The 17209-nt window shown below is 73.1% G+C and carries 7 protein-coding genes; 4 read left to right on the top strand and 3 right to left on the bottom strand.

Annotated features, from left to right (window positions below):
* Nucleotides 1–35: 35 nt before the first annotated feature.
* Together ABZ622_RS27780 and ABZ622_RS27775 are read left to right on the top strand one after the other, a co-directional pair.
* Nucleotides 36–10940, top strand: coding sequence for an amino acid adenylation domain-containing protein (locus ABZ622_RS27780; RefSeq protein WP_360547655.1), 10905 nt, complete (start codon nt 36–38; stop codon nt 10938–10940).
* Complete coding sequence (locus ABZ622_RS27775; RefSeq protein ID WP_360547653.1) at nt 10927–12627, top strand: ABC transporter ATP-binding protein; 1701 nt, start codon at nt 10927–10929, stop codon at nt 12625–12627. Before ABZ622_RS27780 ends, ABZ622_RS27775 begins: the two co-directional genes overlap by 14 nt.
* Before the next feature lie 45 nt (nt 12628–12672).
* Here ABZ622_RS27775 and ABZ622_RS27770 read toward each other — a convergent pair whose 3' ends face one another.
* Entirely contained in the window at nt 12673–13758 is a 1086-nt protein-coding gene (locus ABZ622_RS27770; RefSeq protein WP_360547651.1) for an alpha/beta hydrolase-fold protein, read from the bottom strand.
* Between the two features lie 171 nt (nt 13759–13929).
* Here ABZ622_RS27770 and ABZ622_RS27765 point away from each other — a divergent pair, with 171 nt between their 5' ends.
* Nucleotides 13930–14139 (top strand): MbtH family protein, encoded by a 210-nt coding sequence (locus ABZ622_RS27765; RefSeq protein WP_360547648.1) that lies wholly within the window; start codon nt 13930–13932, stop codon nt 14137–14139.
* Between the two features lie 197 nt (nt 14140–14336).
* Nucleotides 14337–14870 (top strand): GNAT family N-acetyltransferase, encoded by a 534-nt coding sequence (locus tag ABZ622_RS27760; RefSeq protein ID WP_360547647.1) that lies wholly within the window; start codon nt 14337–14339, stop codon nt 14868–14870.
* Nucleotides 14871–14942: 72 nt separating this feature from the next.
* On the opposite strand, the gene argB is transcribed toward ABZ622_RS27760, so the two are convergent.
* Both argB and ABZ622_RS27750 read right to left on the bottom strand, forming a co-directional pair.
* Nucleotides 14943–15851, bottom strand: coding sequence for an acetylglutamate kinase (argB, locus tag ABZ622_RS27755; RefSeq protein WP_360547645.1), 909 nt, complete (start codon nt 15849–15851; stop codon nt 14943–14945).
* 69 nt (nt 15852–15920) lie between these two features.
* Entirely contained in the window at nt 15921–17195 is a 1275-nt protein-coding gene (locus tag ABZ622_RS27750) for a hypothetical protein (RefSeq protein ID WP_360547643.1), read from the bottom strand.
* Nucleotides 17196–17209: the final 14 nt, after the last annotated feature.

Here is a 17209-nt window from a genome sequence, read left to right as displayed (position 1 = left end):
CAACTTTCATACCTTGGAAGGATGCTGAGTCGTCGATGATGGAACCGAGCGCCCCTCGTGTGCTGCTTACTCCCGCGCGCCTGACCGCCGTACGCCGGCGGACCGGCGACTACGGTGACCGGACCATCGCCGGAGCGTGCGCCATCGCACTGGCGTACTGGGCGACCGGCGCCGGCCCCGAGGGCCTGGACCTCGGCCCGGCCACGCAGTTCACCGACGTGCTCGGCTGGGTCGACAACGGCGGCGTGGGGAACGCGGGTTGGGCGGCCGGCGAGGACGGCCGGAGCATCACCGTCCCCACCGGTGCGGTCGTCTCCGACGCGCAGCTCGCGCTGGACGACCTGGCCGACTTCCCGGACCGGCCCGTCGGCACCATCGGCCCGTCCGGCCCGGCGGCGCGGATCGAGGCCCTGGCCGAGTGGAACGACACCCGGGCCGACCGGGTCCGCCCGACCGTCGTGGAGATGTTCCGCGAGCAGGCCCGCAGCAGGCCGGACGCCGTCGCGGTCATCGATGAGCACCGCTCATTGACCTACCGTCAAGTCGACGAGTACTCCGCCCAGTTGGCCCATCACCTGATCTCGCGCGGACTCGTCGCCGAGCAGGTCGTCGGGATCTCGCTGGGCCGCTCGGCCGAGATGGTCGTCGGGCTCCTCGCCGTGCTGCGGGCGATGGGCGCGTTCGTGCCGCTCGACCCGCAGTGGCCCGCCGCGCGCCGTGCCGTCGTCGTCGAGGACGCCCGCGCCGTACTCCAGCTCAACGACTCGGGGGAGTGCGGCCGGGGAGAACCGGACGCGGTGGCCGTCGACCTCGGCGACTGGAAGTTCGGCGACCGCCCGACCGGGGGTCCGGAGGCGGACATCCCCGGCACGGCCCTGGCCTATGTGATCTTCACGTCCGGATCGACCGGGCGGCCCAAGGGCGCCATGATCCGGCACGAGGCGATCAGCGAGCGCCTGCTGTGGCAGGTCGAGGAGATCCTCGGCTTCGGCCACGACGACGCCTCGTTGTTCAAGGCGCCGCTCTCCTTCGACATCTCCATCAACGAGATTTTCCTGCCGCTGGTCTCCGGCGGCCGGCTGGTGATCCTTCGGCCCGGCGGCGAACGCGACCCGCACCACCTGCTGGGCGTGATCGCCGAGCACCGGGTCACCTTCACCTACCTGGTCTCGTCGATGCTGGACGTACTCCTGGAGATCGCGGGCGACTCCGGCAGCCTGGACAGCCTGCGGCACGTGTGGTGCGGCGGCGAGGTGCTGACCCCCGAGCTGTACGAGCGGTTCCGCACCCGGCTCGACATCCCGCTGTACCACGGCTACGGCCCGGCCGAGACGACCATCGGCGTCTCCCACGTCATCTACCGGGGTGAGGCCGAACGGCTGTCGACGTCGATCGGCAGGGCCAACCCCAACACCCAGCTGTACGTGCTCGACGACGAGCTGCGCCCGGTTCCCGTCGGGGTCGGCGGCGAGCTGTACGCGGGCGGCCTCCTCCTGGGGCGCGGCTACGTCAACGCACCCGGCCTGACGGCGTCCAGGTTCGTGGCGAACCCCTTCGCCTCCGACGGGTCCAGGCTGTACCGGACCGGTGACCTGGCCCGGTTCGCCCCGGACGGGTCGCTGGACTTCCTCGGCCGCGCCGACAACCAGGTCAAGATCCGCGGCATGCGGCTGGAGATCGAGGACGTCGAGGCCGGTCTCGCGGAACACCCCGGGGTGCGGCATACCTGCGTCGTCGCGAAGAAGAACACCGCGGGCGGCACCTACCTGGTGGGGTACGTGATCCCCGCCGCCGGCCACGAGGACCTGCGGGCGGACGACGTCAAGGCGTGGGCCGCCGGGCACCTGGTCGAGTACATGGTGCCCGCCCACCTCGTCGTGATGACGGAGTTCCCGCTCACCGCGAACGGCAAGCTCGACCGGGGAGCCCTGCCGGAGCCCGTGATCGGCACCGGATCCGTCGTGGCGCCCGCCACCGAGAACGAGCGGGCGGTGTGCGCGGCCGTCGCGTCGGTGCTGCGGCTGGAAGGGGCCGGTGTCGACCAGGACTTCTTCCAGCTCGGCGGCGACAGCATCCTGGCCATCTCACTGCTCGGCGCACTGCGGGACGCCGGGCTCTACGTCACCGCGCGGCAGATCTTCACCCACAGCGTCCTCGGGGCGCTGGCCGCGGTGGCGAGCCGTGAGGACGTGTCCGCCGCGGACCACGGCGATGTCGCGACCGGCTCCGTCGTGGGATCCCCCATCGTGCAGTGGCTCGGCCGGACCACCGACGCCATCGACGGCTTCGTGCAGTCCGTCGTGCTCAACACCCCGGCGGAGCTGACCGCCGAGGCGCTCGACGGGATCCTCGCCGCGGTGCTGGGGCGGCACGACATGCTCCGTGCCGAACTGGTGCGCGGTGAGCGCTGGGGCTTCGAGATCCCGGTGGCCGGCCGGGCCGTCGTGGGATGGCAGGAGAGCGGCCTGCCGCTGGAGGAGTGCGTCGCGCTCGCCACCGAGGGGCTCGACCCGGACCACGGCGTGATGCTGCGCGCGGTGTGGCGCCGCGAGGCGCGGCAACTGGTCCTGGTCGCCCACCATGTCGTGATCGACGGTGTGTCCTGGCGGATCCTGATGGACGATCTGGCCACGGCATGGGGCCAGTACGTCTCGGGCGCCCCGGTCGAACTGCCGTCGGTGGGAACGTCGTTCAGACGCTGGACCCAGTTGCTGGAACGTACGGAGTTCGAGGCGGACCGCACCCACTTCGAGCGGCCGCTGCCGGGCGCGGACGCACCGCTGGGCCGACGTGCCCCCACCGGGGCCGACACCGTCGCCCGGGAGCGGATCAGGACCGTCGGCATCGGGCCCGAGGAAACGGCCGCGCTGCTGGGCCCCGTCCCCGCGAGGTTCCACGCGGGCGTCAACGACGTACTGCTCACCGCGCTCGCCGTCACCCTCGCCCGGTGGCGCCGCGACCGCGGCCAGGACCAGACCTTCGCCCACATCGAGCTGGAGGGACACGGCCGCGAGGGCGGCGTCGTGGCCGAGGCCGCCGGCTTCGAGCCCGAACTGTCCCGGACCGTCGGCTGGTTCACCACACTGTTCCCGGTCACCGTGGACCCCGGCGCGGCGGCCGACCTCACCGCACCCGCGTACCTGGCCGCCGCCCTCAAGGCGGTCAAGGAGGACCTCGCCCGGGTGCCGGGCAACGGCATCTCCTACGGCGCCCTGCACCACCTGACCGGAACCGGGCTGACCACCCCCGCACCGCAGGTGCTCTTCAACTACCTCGGCCGTTTCGACGCGGGCGTCGGCGGCGACTGGCAACTCACCCACACCACCGGGCAGTTGGGTGAGAAGCGCGACCCGAGGATGCGGCTGCCGCGCGCCCTGGAGTTCAACGCGATCGCCGAACCCGACCCGAACGGCGAGTACCGGCTGGTCACCACCGTCTCCTGGCCCGAGGGGATGTTCACCGACCAGGACATCACCACCCTCGGCCAGTACTTCCGGTCCGCCCTGACCACCCTGGCCGCGCTCGAAGAGGGCGGCCACACCCCGAGCGACTTCCCGCTGGTGGAGCTCACCCAGGCCGACGTCGACGACCTGGACGGCCCGGCGCTGCGCGACGTCCTGCCGCTGACGCCCCTCCAGGAGGGCCTGTACTTCCACTCGGTCTTCGACGACGACGCGACCGGCAGCTACGTCGAACAGCAACTGCTTACCCTGGACGGCGACGTGGACGCCGACCGGCTCGCGGCGGCGGCCACCCGGCTGCTCACGCTGTACCCCAACCTGGCCGCCCGGTTCACCGCCCTCGCGGACGGCCGGGTCGTCTCCGTGCTCGAAAGCGGCACCGCGGCGCCGTTCACCACACTGGACCGCCCCGCCATCACCGACGACGAGATCCGCGAGCACGCCGAGCGGGACCGCCGCGCCGGATTCGACCTGGCCACCGGGCCGTTGATGCGGTACACGCTCATCCGCGCCGGCTCCGGACGCAACGTACTGGTGCAGACCGTGCACCACATCATCGCCGACGGCTGGTCCGTACCGCCGATGCTCCGCGCGCTGCTGGCCGAGTACCACGCGCCGGGCACGGTGTATCCGCTCGGCGGCCACCGCGACTACGTGAGCTGGCTCGCCGGACGCGACCAGGACGAGAGCGACCGGGTGTGGCGCGGTGAACTCGCCGGACTGCCCGGCCCCTCGCTGGTCGCCGAGGGGCACACCCCCTCCGAACGGTTCGCCGACATCGCCGTCGAGCCCGCCGCCGACATCGACGCCGCCGCACGGTCGGCCGGGGTGCCCCTGAGCGTGGCCGTGCACAGCGCGTGGGCGGTGACCCTGGGCGGCATCCTGCGCGCCGACGACGTCGTCTTCGGCTCCACCGTCTCCGGGCGTGACGCGGAGCTGCCCGGCATCGGGGACATGGTGGGCCTGTTCATCAACACCGTCCCCGTGCGTGCCCGTTGGTCCGGCGGCACCACGGCGCGCGAGCTGCTCGCCACGGTGCGGGAGCACCAGAGCGCGGTGCTGGCGCACCAGCACGTCTCCCTGGCCAGGATCGGCCGACAGGCCGGCGCGGGTTCCCTCTTCGACACCCTGGTGGTCTTCGACGTCGCCACCGACGTGGCCACGCTGCGCGGCGACGACGACACCCTGGCCATCACCGGGATCGTCAACGAGGGCGCCCCGCACTACCCGTTGACCCTGGTGGTGGAGCGTACGTCCGACGGCCGGCCGCGCTTCAACCTGATCCACGACGGGGAACTGCTGAGCGAGGCGGGCGCCGAGGGGATCCTGCGTACCTTCACCGAGACCCTCACCGCTCTGCTGGACCGCCCGGAGGCCCCGGTCGGTGCCCTGGCCCCGGACGCCGCCCGGCGTCCAGCGCCGGTCCCGCCGGCGACCCTGGGCGAGCTGTTCGACGCCGCCGCGCACCGTGATCCGGCGGCCACCGCCGTCACCCAGTGCGCCCTGGACGGTGCCACCCGGTCCCTGACCTACGGCGAACTGGCGGATGCCGGGACCGAGTTGGCCTCGGTCCTGCGCGCGGCCGGGGCCGGCCCCGGCAAGCGGGTCGCCGTCGCCGTCCCGCGCTCGGTGGAGCAGGTCGTCGCCCTGGTCGCGACCGTCACCGCGGGCGGCGCGTACGTACCGCTGGACCTGGCGTACCCGGACGAGCGGCTGGAGTACATCCTCGCCGACGCCGCCCCGCAGGTCGTGCTCGTGGACCGGGAACAGCGGGACCGCTTCACCCGGCTGCTGGCCCGCGCGGACGTGAAGGCCAGGGTGCTCGTCCAGGGGGACGAGCTGCCCCGGGACACCACCGTGGCCGGCGCCGCCCCGCACGACCCCGCGTACGTGATCTACACCTCCGGCTCGACCGGACGGCCCAAGGGCGTCGCCGTCCCGCACTCCAGCGTGGTGGCGCTCCTCGCCAACACCGCCCCCGACATGGGCTTCGGCCCCGACGACGTATGGGTCCAGTTCCACTCCTTCTCCTTTGACTTCGCGGTCTGGGAGCTGTGGGGCGCCCTGGTGCACGGCGGCGAGCTGCTGGTACCGGAGTACGCGCTGACCCGCTCCCCGGTCGACTTCCACCGGCTGGTCCGCGAGCGCGGAGTGACCGTGCTCAACCAGACCCCGTCGGCGTTCCACCGGTTCATCGAGGCCGACCGGCACACCGGTGCACCGGTCACCGCGCTGCGCCGGATCATCTTCGGCGGCGAGGCGCTGGACCTCGGGCGGCTGCGCGGCTGGGTCGAGCGGTACGGCACCCGATCGCCCGAGCTGGTCAACATGTACGGCATCACCGAGACCACCGTCCATGTCACCCACCGGGTGCTCACCGACGAGGACTTCGCCCCCGGTGACGACATCAGCCCGATCGGCGGTCCGGTCCCCGGCCTGGTCGTCCATCTGCTCGACGACCGGCTCCGGCCGGTACCGCCGGGCCGGGTCGGCGCCATCTACGTCGCCGGTGACCAGGTGTCGCTCGGCTACCTCGGACGGCCGGGGCTCACCGCGGGCCGGTTCGTGGCGAACCCGTTCGCGTCCGACGGCTCCCGCATGTACCACACGGGCGACCTCGCCCGCCGCACGCTCGACGGGGAGCTGGAGTTCACCGGCCGGGCCGACGACCAGGTGCAGCTCAAGGGCTTCCGCATCGAGCTGGGCGAAGTGGAGTCCGCGGTCCGGGAACTCGACGGGGTCGTCGACACGGCTGTCACCGTGGCGGACGGCGGCGACCACCTCGTCGCACACGTCGTGGGCCGGGTGCCCGACGACCTCACCGGCCTGCTGGCCGCCAGACTGCCCGTCCACATGGTGCCGGGCCGGGTGCTGCCGGTCGACGCCCTGCCGCTCACGGTCAACGGCAAGCTGGACCGCAAGGCACTGGCCGAACGCGCCGCCGGGGACGGTACGTTGCCGGCCGCGCCGGACATCGCCCCGGTGGCCGCGGCCGACACCGCGCTCACCGCGCTGACCCGCATCTTCACCGAGACGCTGCCCGGCGTCACCGTGGACGCCGACACCGACTTCTTCGGCGCCGGGGGCGACAGCATCGTCGCCATCACCGTGATCAACCGGGCCAGGGCGCTCGGCCTGCCGATCGCCCCCCGCGACGTGTTCCTGCTGAAGACACCGCGCGCACTCGCCGCCCACCTGGGCACGCGCACCCCCCGGGCGGCGGCGCCCACGCCGTCCCGCCGCGAGGACGGCCCGCTGCCGGCGACCCCGATTGTCCTGCGCCTGCGCGAACTGGGCGGATCGCTCGACCGGTTCGCCCAGGCCCGGGCGGTGGCGGTGGCCGAGGGCGTCGATCTCGCCGACGTCCGGCGCGCCGCCGACGCCGTCGTGGCCGCGCACCCGGTGCTCCGGCTGCGGCTGGGCGTAGAGCACGGCGTGTGGGCGCTGCGCACCGATCCCGCCCGCGAGGTCACCGTCGTACCGTCGGACACCGCCGACGCGACGGCCGCGGCGAACGAGGCGGCCGGCCGGCTCGACCCCGGGGCCGGGGACGTCATCGCGTTCTCCTGGCTGGCGGCGAGCCGGACCCTGGTCGTCACCGTGCACCACCTCGCCGTCGACGCGGTGTCCTGGCTGATCCTCCTCGACGACCTGACCACCGCGATGAGCGGCACGCCCCTGGCAGCGCCGACCACGCCGTACGCCGAGTACGCCGGGGCACTGGCCGTCCGGTCCGCCCAGGAGACCGACGGCCTCGGCCACTGGATCACCACCCTCCGGGCACCCGCACTGCTGCCCGAGGTCCGGGGCCTGCGCGGGACCACGGTCGTACTCGCCCCCGGGGCGAGCGACCGGGTGACCCGCACCGCCCCCGCCGCACTCGGCGTCGGCCTCACCGAGCTGCTCTGCGGCGCGCTGCGCACCGCGCTGACCCGCGTCCAGTCCACGCCCACCGATCTCGCGGTCGAACTGGAGCGGCACGGCCGGGTACCGGCCCTGGAACACCACGACTACACCCGTACCGTCGGCTGGTTCACCGCCATCGCGCCGGTACGGCTCACCGCCCACACCGACCCCGTCGCGGCGGCGCACGAGGTCGCCGAACGCCAGCCCGACGAGTCCGGGCACATCGCCTACGGGCGGCTCAGGTACCTCAACCCGCAGACCGCCCCGCTGCTGACCGCCCGCCCGCAGGTGCTGTTCAACTACCTCGGCCGGGGCGGCGAGTCCCGGGCCCTCCACCTCACCGGCGGCGAGCAGAACAGCCCGTACGCCGTCGAGGTCAACGCCTGGACCGACGACACCACCGGAAGCCTGCACGCGGAGTTCATCCTCGCCGAGGGCATCCCCGACGCGATCACCGAGCACTGGCGCCGCGCCCTGGAGCACATCGCGGACGCCTCCGCGACGGCCGAGCGCACCGCACCGGTCACCCCGCTCCAGCGGGGCCTGTTCTTCCAGGCCCAGTTGGCCGGCCCGGCCGGACACTACGTCGCGCAGAGCTGGTTCACCTTCGACCGGCGCCTGGACACCGGCGCGCTGGCCGAGGCGATGGCGCACGTGATCGGGCGCCACCCCGTCGTGGGCGCGGGCTTCACCACCGACGCCGACGGAAACCCGGTCCAGGTCCTCAGGGCGGACCGGCGGGTCGACGTCCGTACCGTCGAACTCGCGACGGACGCCGAGGCCGAGGCGCTGCGCGTCCGCGACCGCGAGTCGGGCTTCGACCCGGGCGAGCCGCCGCTGGTCCGGCTGACCGTGGTGCGGCTGCCCGACGGCCGGGACGGCCTGCTGCTCAGCTACCACCTGCTGCTCTGGGACGGCTGGTCCCGCGAGATCGTGCTGCGGGACCTGTTCGACGCGTACGAGGCCGTCGTGGCCGGCGAGCCGCCGGTCGCCGCCCCGGCCGTGCCGGGCTTCGAGGAGTACGCCCGGGCGCTCGACGCCAAGGACCCCGAGGTGTCGAACCGCTTCTGGGCGGAGCACCTGGCCGGGCTGTCCGGTCCGACACTGCTCGCCGGACCGGCCCCGGCCCTCTCCGACGCGCTGCCGCGCGCCCTCACGCACACGATGTCCGCGGAACTCTCCGGACTGCTGCGGGAGGCGGCCAGGGTGCACGGAGTCACTCTGAACTCGGTGCTGACCGGTGCGTTCGGCCTGCTGCTCGGCTCCCGCACGGGCCGTAGTGACGCGGTGTTCGGCGTGACCGTCTCGGGCCGGGCGGGCGAGGGCCGCGACGGGATCGTCGGCGTGCTGCTCAACACGGTGCCGATGTGGACACGGGCCCGGCCCGACGACACGGTCGGCGGGTACCTCACCGCCGTACAGGCGGCCCGGGTCGAGGCGATGGAGCACGAGCACCTGGGGCTCGGCGAGATCCAGCGGGCCGGCGGCCACGACACCCTGTTCGACAACCTGTTCGTGCTCCAGAACTTCCTGGACCTGGACGCCTTCGCCGAGATGAACGCCCGGCACGGCATCACCTCGGTGCGGGCCGACGACTCCACGCACTACCCGTTCACCTGGGTCGTCACGCCCGGCGACCGGCTCACGGTCAAGCTGGAGCACCGCGACGACGACCCCGAGGGCGCCCGCCGTCTCCTCGACGAGTACCTGCGGGTCCTGGAGGACCTGGCCCGGTCCACGGGCCCGCTCGGCGCGCTGCCGGGACCGGCCCCGGCCCCCGGGCCCGCCGCACGCACCGACATCGGCACCGACACCGTCGTCGACCGCTTCGACCGGGCGGCGGACCGCGATCCGCAGCGGGTCGCGCTCGTCGCCCACGGCTCGGCGCTGACCTTCGCCGAGCTCCAGGAACGCAGCCGGGCGGTGGCGGGGGTGCTCGCCGCGCGCGGCATCGGCCCCGAGACGGCCGTGGGCCTCGCGGTCCCGCGCTCCCTCGACTCGATCGTGGCGCTCTTCGCCGTGCTGCGCGTCGGCGCCGCCTACGTACCGCTGGAACTGGACCACCCGGACGAGCGGATCGCGGCGATCGTCGCGGACGCCCGGCCCGAGGTGATCCTCACCACGAGCGCGGTCTCGCCCCGGCTGAGCGGTGACCTGATCGAGCTGGACCGCCCGCTGCCCGCGGCCGGTCCGTACGTGACGTTCGCGCCGGACGACCCGGACCGCCTGCGGCACCCCGCGTACACGATCTACACCTCCGGCTCGACCGGGAAGCCCAAGGGCGTGGTGACCGAGTACGCCGGGCTCACCAACATGCTGATCAACCACCAGCGGCGGATCTTCGAACCGGTGCTCGCCGAGCACGGCCACCGGGTCTTCCGCATCGCCCACACCGTGTCGTTCGCGTTCGACATGTCGTGGGAGGAACTGCTGTGGCTGGCCGACGGCCACGAGGTCCACATCTGCGACGAGGAACTGCGCCGCGACGCCCCCCGGCTCGTCGAGTACTGCCGGGAGCACGCGATCGACGTCGTCAACGTGACCCCGACCTACGCCCAGCAGCTGGTCGCCGAGGGCCTGCTCGACAACCCGGAACGGCGCCCGGCACTGGTGCTGCTGGGCGGCGAGGCCGTCACCCCGACACTCTGGCAACGCCTCGCCGCAACCGAGGGGACGGTCGGCTACAACCTGTACGGGCCGACCGAGTACACCATCAACACCCTCGGCGTCGGCACCTTCGAATGCCAGGACCCGGTGGTGGGCGTGGCGATCGACAACACCGAGGTGTACGTACTGGACCCCTGGCTGCGACCGCTGCCCGACGGAGTCCCCGGCGAGCTGTACGTATCGGGCATCGGCATCGCACGCGGCTACCTCGGGCAGAGCGCCCAGACCGCGCACCGCTTCGTCGCCTGCCCGTTCGGCGCCCCCGGCGAGCGCATGTACCGCACCGGGGACCTGGTGATCCGCCGGACCGACGGGAACCTGACGTACCTGGGCCGCACCGACCAGCAGGTCAAGATCCGCGGACACCGGGTCGAACCCGGCGAGGTCGAGGCGGCGTTCGCGGCACACCCGGCGGTGCGTTTCGCCGCCGCGGTCGCCCAGCCCGACCCGCAGGTCGACGGCGCGTACCGGCTGGCCGCCTATCTCGTACTGGACGGCGCCGACCTGGCGCGGGTCGCCGGCGAAGTGGGCGCGGCCCTGCCGGACTTCCTGCGCCCGACGCACTACGCCCAGGTCGACGGCATCCCGCTGACCGTGAACGGGAAGGCCGACACCAAGGCGCTCCCCGAGGCCAGGCCGCTCGGCGCGCTGACCACGGCCGGCGAACGCGGCCCGCGGACCGGGACCGAGACCGTGGTCTGCGAGTACTTCGCCGAGGCACTCGACCTGGACGACGACGAGGTGAGCGCGGTGAGCGACTTCGTGTCCCTCGGCGGGCACTCCATGCTGGCGGTGCGGCTGACCGGGCTGCTCCGCCGGGAGTACGGTCCTGTGATCACGATCCGTGATCTGTTCACCCTGCGAACCCCGGAAGCGATTGCCCGTCACCTTGATGAAAACTCCTGACACACAGCGGCCCCGGCCGGGGGCGGAGATTCTGCGGACCGCGCTGCGCCGCAACGTGGGCCCCATGGTCCGGGGCACCGTCCTCATGGGCCTGTACCAGGCGGGGGAGACGGCCTTCCCCATCGCGCTCGGCCTGATCGTCGAGCACACGATGCGGGGCCGCAGCCTCGGCGCGCTCGGCCTGTCGATCGGTGCGCTGGCCGTGATCATCACGACGGTCTCGCTGTCGTGGCGGTTCGGCATGCGCGTGCTGCAGAAGGCCAACACGACCGAGGCGCACCGCTGGCGGGTGCGGGTGGCCGCCTGCGGGCTCCAGCCGGTGGCCAGGGACATCGACCTGAAGTCCGGCGAAGTGCTGACCATCGCCACCGAGGACGCCGACCAGACCGCCGACATCATCGAGGTGGTGCCGCTGCTGATCAGCTCCCTGGTCGCGGTGGTGGTCGCGGCGGTCGCGCTGAGCCTGGCCGACATCCGGCTCGGCCTGCTGGTGATCGTGGGGACCTTCGCGATCCTGTCGGTCCTGGCCGTGATGTCGAAGCGGATCGGCGCCAGTACCCGCGAACAGCAGGCCAGGGTGGCGCGGGCGGGCGCGAAGGTCGCCGACCTGATCACCGGCCTGCGCCCGCTGCACGGCTTCGGCGGCAACCACGCGGCGTTCGGCTCCTACCGCAGGGTCAGCACGGACGCGAAGCGCCAGGCGATCACCGTCGCACGGGTGAACGGCGCCTACGCGGGCGCCGCGCTGGCCCTCAACGCGGTTCTCGCCGCCGCCGTGTCCCTGACGGCGGGCTGGCTGGCGTTCGCCGGCCGGATCACCATCGGGGAACTCGTCATGGCCGTGGGCCTCGCGCAGTTCATCATCGAACCGCTCAAGATGTTCTCGGAGATGCCCAAGTACGTGATGATGGCGCGCGCTTCGGCCGAGCGGATGGCCCTGGTGCTCTCCGCGCCGCCGGTGACGACCCCGGGCCCGCAGCGCCCGGCCGCGGGCGGCGGCCTGGCGGTCGACGGCCTCCGGTACGGGGCCCTGAGCGGGCTCAAGTTCGAGGTGGCCGCCGGGGAGTTCGTGGCGATCGCCGCCTACCGGCCGCGAGCCGCGGCCGACCTCGCGTCGGTCCTCGCGGTGAACGTCGCGCCCGACGCGTACGGGGGAGTGGTGCGGGTCGGCGGGCAGGCGATGGCGGACCTGTCGGTCGAGGCGGTCCGCGAGCACCTGCTGGTGAACCCGTACGACGGGGAGATCTTCGCGGGCACGCTCCGCACCAACATCGACCCGTCGGGAACGAGCCGGACGATCCCCGAGGCCGTCGAGGCGTCCATGCTCACCGATGTCGTCGCCCTCCACCGCGACGGGCTCGACTACGCGGTCCGCGACCGCGGGGCGAACCTCTCCGGAGGGCAGCGCCAGCGGCTCTCCCTGGCCCGCGCACTGGCCGCGGACAGCGATGTGCTGGTCCTGCACAACCCCACGACGGCCGTCGACGCGGTCACCGAGCAGCTCATCGCCCGCAATGTCGCCAAGCTGCGCCGCGGCCGCACCACGGTCGTACTCACCAGCAGTCCGGCCCTCCTGGACGCCGCGGACCGGGTGCTCGTCCTGGACGACGGAGTCATCACCGCCGAGGACACCCACCGCAACCTCCTGGCCGGCGACGAGAACTACTGCCTGGCCGTGGCCCGTTGAGAGGCCGGTGCCGGGGACGTCGATCCGGCGCGTCCCCGGCACCGCTCAGGCGAGAGCCCAGGCGACGTCCCTGAGCAGGGCGTGGCGCCAGCCCGCCCGGTCGTGGTCCGAGGCCGACCGCGATACCCGTACCGTCGCACCGGCCTGCTCGGTCAGTGCCTCGGTCAGCTCGCAGTGCGGCAGCATCCTCGTCTCGTGCTCCCCCACGTCGAACGCGCAGCGCAGACCGGACAGGTCGGGGCTGCTCCGCAGCCGTGCGACGACGGCGCCGCCGACCGGGCCGCCCAACGGGTCCGGCCGGTCCTCCGCGCCCGGTTCCCACCAGAAGGACGGCGACTGACAGGCGACCCGCGAGACCAGGTCCGGAAACTCCAGCGCCGCGTACAGCGCGCTCAGCCCGCCCAGGCTCTGCCCGGCCACCACCAGCCGGTCCGGGTCGGCGGGGACGCCGGATTCCGCGACCAGCGGCAGCAGTTCGTCCCGGACCGCCTCCCACAGCTCGGGCCTGCACCCGAATTCGGCCTGCCGGTCCTTGGCCGAAAGGAACACCAGGGTGACGGGCGGCATGTCGCCGCAGGCGGCGGCCGAGTCGAACGCGGTCATCGCCGGGTGCAGATGCAGCCAGTCGTCCCCGTCGAGCAGCAGGACCAACGGCCCGCCGCCGCCCACCGGGTGGACGCGCACGGTGCGCCGCCCGCCGAGCCGCTCGCTCGCCCAGCGGAGCCGGGTGCGGGGGAGCGGCAGTACGTCGTCGGCGCCCACGGCCGGCCAGTGCGGCTGGGCCGGGGCGTCCGGGGTCGCGGCGATGGACCGGTCGCCGCCCGCCCCGACCGGGTTGAACGGGTCGGCGTGGGCCGCGCCGCCCGCGATGAACCGGTAGGTCACCCGCAGCCGCGCGGGCATGCGCACTTCGGCGTACCAGCAGTCCGTATCGGCCCACCGGCGCAGCGGGACCGGCTGCGACCAGCTCTCGAAGTCGATGAGGGCCTCGCTGCCCCGCCAGAGGAACAGGGTCCGCCGGCCGCCGTCGTCGGCAGGTACCGATACGGGGGTCCGGGCCGCCGCCCAGAACTCGTCGGTGCCGGGCTCGCCGGGCAGTCCGAACCCGGCGAAGGGGCTCACCAGGGGCATCGGCGTCTCCTTGTGAGAGGGAAGGGGAAGAGGTTAGGCTCAGCTCGTATTAGGTGAGCCTAACCTAATAATTTGGCTCCCTCCATTTCCGATCCCGCCCGCACCCGCGCCCTGACGCACACTCACGACGCCGCCGTCACCGGCCCGTCGGCCCCGAGGAGGCCCCGACACATGAGCACCAATCCTTTCGACGACCCCGAAGGCCGCTTCCTGGTCCTGGTGAACGACGAGGGACAGCACTCGCTCTGGCCCTCCTTCGCCGAGGTGCCCGGCGGCTGGACGACCGCCTTCGACGAGAACAGCCGCGAGGCCTGCCTGGACTACATCGAAACCCACTGGACCGATCTGCGCCCCCGGTCCCTCGTGGCGGCCACCGACTGAACCAGGGCGGCGAAATCCCGCCTTCGCCCGCGGGAAGAGCTCTGCGGCGCTTCCGTCCGTCGCGTCGGAGCGGCACCGCAACGAGCAGATCTCCGATCGTGAACCGAGTTCCGGTCGTGAACCGGGTTCCGATCGTGAACCGGGCTGCGGTCGTGAACCGAGTTCAGGTTGTGGACCGGGTTCCGATCGTGAACCGAGTGAGGAAAGTCTTGATCACGGCCACGCCGCGGCACGCTCCGCCGCGCCCCGCGCTCCCCGTGGCGACGCACACCGTGCGCCCCGCCCGTGCGGAGGACGCCGCCGAACTCGCCGGACTGTCCCGGCCCTTCGTGCGTTCGGGGGCGCTGAGGGAGCGGCCCGCCTCGCTCTACGCCGTCCAGGCGGCCGACTTTCTCGTGGCGCAGGCCCCCGGATGCCTCGTCGAGGGCGCCGTCGGCCTGCGGGCGTATCCGGCGGGCCCCGGGGAGGGGCGCGGTGCCGTGGGCGTTCTGTACAACTTCTGCGTGGCCGGGCACCGGCAGGGGTACGGAGTGGGCGCCGGGCTCCTGCGCGCCGCGCTGGCCACGGCGCGCGCCCGGTCGCTCGGCGCCCTGTTCACGGCGACGACCGGCGGTGGCGACCTGTTCCTCCGGTACGGCTTCGCGCCCACGACGGCGCGTTCCGCGCCCACGCCCTGGGCGGAGTCCCTGGACCCCCGACGCCACGCGCGGATCCTCTCGAAGGCCCTCTGACCACCGGTTCGCGTCCCTGCCCCGGACCGGAGTCCGGGGCGGCAGCCGGTCTCCCGGGAATTCCCGCCCGGATCAGGCGGCGTCGCCGCCGTGGTGCGGGCCGTCGCCGGGAACCACGGTGGTGCCGGGGCCGGTCTCGCCGAGGACGCCGTGGAGCACGGCGTGCGGCACGCGGCCGTCGAGCACCTGCGCCTTGCGCACACCGCCGCGGACGGCCCGCAGGCAGCCCTCCATCTTCGGCAGCATTCCGCCGGCCAGGCCCGGCAGCAGCCCGTCCAGCGCGTCGGCCGTCAACTGCTCTATCACCTCGGTGCTGTGCGGCCAGTCCGCGTACAGCCCGGCCACATCGGTGAGCATCACCAGCCGCTCGGCACCGAGGGCCACGGCGAGTGCCGACGCGGCCAGGTCGGCGTTGACGTTGTAGACCTCTCCGTCCTCGCCGCGCGCCACGGGGGAGACCACCGGGATGTGCCCCTGCTCAAGGAGCGTGCCCACCATGCCCGGGTTGACGTCCACGACTTCGCCGACGAGGCCGATGTCCACCGCCCGGCCGTCCACCCAGGCCGGCCGCCGCACCGCCGTCATGGTGTGCGCGTCCTCGCCCGTCATGCCGACGGCGTAGGGCCCAAGGGCGTTGATGTGGCCGACCAGTTCCCGCTGGACCCGGCCGCTCAGCACCATGCGCACCACCTCCATGGTCTCCGGAGTGGTGACCCGCAGGCCCGCCTCGAAGCGGGTCTCCAGACCGAGGCGGTCGAGCATCGAGCTGATCTGCGGGCCGCCGCCGTGCACGACGACCGGGCGCAGACCGGTGTGCCACAGCTCCACGACATCCCGGGCGAAGGTCCGTTGCAGCTCCGCGTCCACCATGGCGTTGCCGCCGAACTTGACGACGACCGTGCCGCTCTGCGGTTCCTCCGGCCGGAGAAGAGGCCTCGCGGACGGATGCGCGCCCGCGCGCTCCGTGACGACCGGTCCCATGTCTGCCCCCACCCTGGTCGTTCGTCCGAATCACCGATTTCGCTTAACTTAGCCTAACCTAAGTGGGTGTTACGCCAGGAGCTGTCCCATCGCGATCGCGGAGGCCACCACACCTCCGGCCGTCACCGCCGAGGCGGCGAACAGCGGGATCCTCGGTGTCCAGGTACGCAGCAGCGAGGAGCGGGAGACGCGGTTCAGCAGTGCGTCCCGGCCGCGCAGCACGATCAGGCCGACGCCTGTCAGGGTGAGGGCCATGCCCGCGCCGAAGGCGGCCACCATCGCGAGGGCGAAGCCGACCCTGCCCGTGAGCAGCCCGGTGAGCAGGACCAGGAAGGCGGACGGCGAGGGCAACAGGCCCCCGGACGCGCCGAGTAGGACCAGGCCCCGCCAGGTGAGCAGCGAGGGGGCGTCGGGAATGTGGTGGCTGTGCCCGGCCCCGGGCGTGTGCCCGTGCCCATGTCCATGCCCATGCCCATGCCCGTGTTCGTCCTCGTGGTGAGGGGAGTGATGGTGTCCGCGGTGTCGCAGATTCCGTCGCAGCAGGCTCACGCCCACCCCCGCCACCACCAGCGCACCGGCCAGTTGCAGCCATCCCGTCAGCGCCTTCATGTCCGGCGCGTTCTTCGCTGCCAGCCACCAGCCGATCGCCAGGGCGGCGACCGAGAGCGTGTGCATCATGGCGACGATGCCTCCGAGCCACACCGCGTCCCGAGGTCTGCCCCGGCCGCCGACCAGATATCCGGCGGCCAGCGACTTGCCGTGCCCCGGGGTGCAGGCGTGCAGCGCACCCACGGCCGCCGCCACGAGCAGCGCGACGGGAAGGGCCACCCCGCGGTCGAGCAGTGAGCTGAGATCGCTGGTCCAACTCCCGCCCGCAGAGGGCGACTCGGCGCGTACCTCGGATTTCAGCGCCAGCGTGCGCGCCGGCTCCTTCGCCGTGTGCAGCCCGCCGCCGCCCAGATCGGTCACCGACAGCGTCCGGTAGGCAGGGTCGACGTCCGTCAGCGCGGTGACCGTCAGTGTGATCCGGTCCACCGGGTGCGGGCAGGCGAAGTGGAGCGTCATGCCGTCCACCCGGTCCGCCCGGCAGGGGCTGCCGTCCTGGCGTACGACGATGTGGGCGCGCAGATAGCCCGCCACATCGCCACCGGACTTCCTCTTCAGGATGGCGATGTCGTCCTGCTGCGCGGACCAGGTCGCGTCCACGGCGGAGGGGCCCGCCGCCTCGACCCGGACGACGGGTGGTGTGCCGAAGGGGTGCGCCTGGGCCGTCCCCGCGCTGCCGAAGAGCAGCGCGGGGACGGCGGACAGCAGGAGCAGCACCCCGGTGCGGAGTGATCGCACGGTGGTGCTTCCTC

Origin of the sequence: Streptomyces sp. NPDC007164 (genome assembly GCF_040634135.1) — a bacterium.
In the GTDB taxonomy this organism is placed as follows: Bacteria; Actinomycetota; Actinomycetes; order Streptomycetales; family Streptomycetaceae; genus Streptomyces; species Streptomyces sanglieri.
The sequence above is the reverse complement of the archived record's forward strand: the minus strand, read 5'-3'. Positions and strand labels throughout refer to the sequence as shown.

What these genes read in the sequence shown, in the direction of transcription:
- ABZ622_RS27780 (WP_360547655.1), top strand. Translation starts at nt 36, where the DNA reads ATGATGGAACCGAGCGCCCCTCGTGTGCTGCTTACTCCCGCGCGCCTG.
- ABZ622_RS27775 (WP_360547653.1), top strand. Translation starts at nt 10,927, where the DNA reads ATGAAAACTCCTGACACACAGCGGCCCCGGCCGGGGGCGGAGATTCTG.
- ABZ622_RS27770 (WP_360547651.1), bottom strand. Translation starts at nt 13,758, where the DNA reads ATGCCCCTGGTGAGCCCCTTCGCCGGGTTCGGACTGCCCGGCGAGCCC.
- ABZ622_RS27765 (WP_360547648.1), top strand. Translation starts at nt 13,930, where the DNA reads ATGAGCACCAATCCTTTCGACGACCCCGAAGGCCGCTTCCTGGTCCTG.
- argB (WP_360547645.1), bottom strand. Translation starts at nt 15,851, where the DNA reads ATGGGACCGGTCGTCACGGAGCGCGCGGGCGCGCATCCGTCCGCGAGG.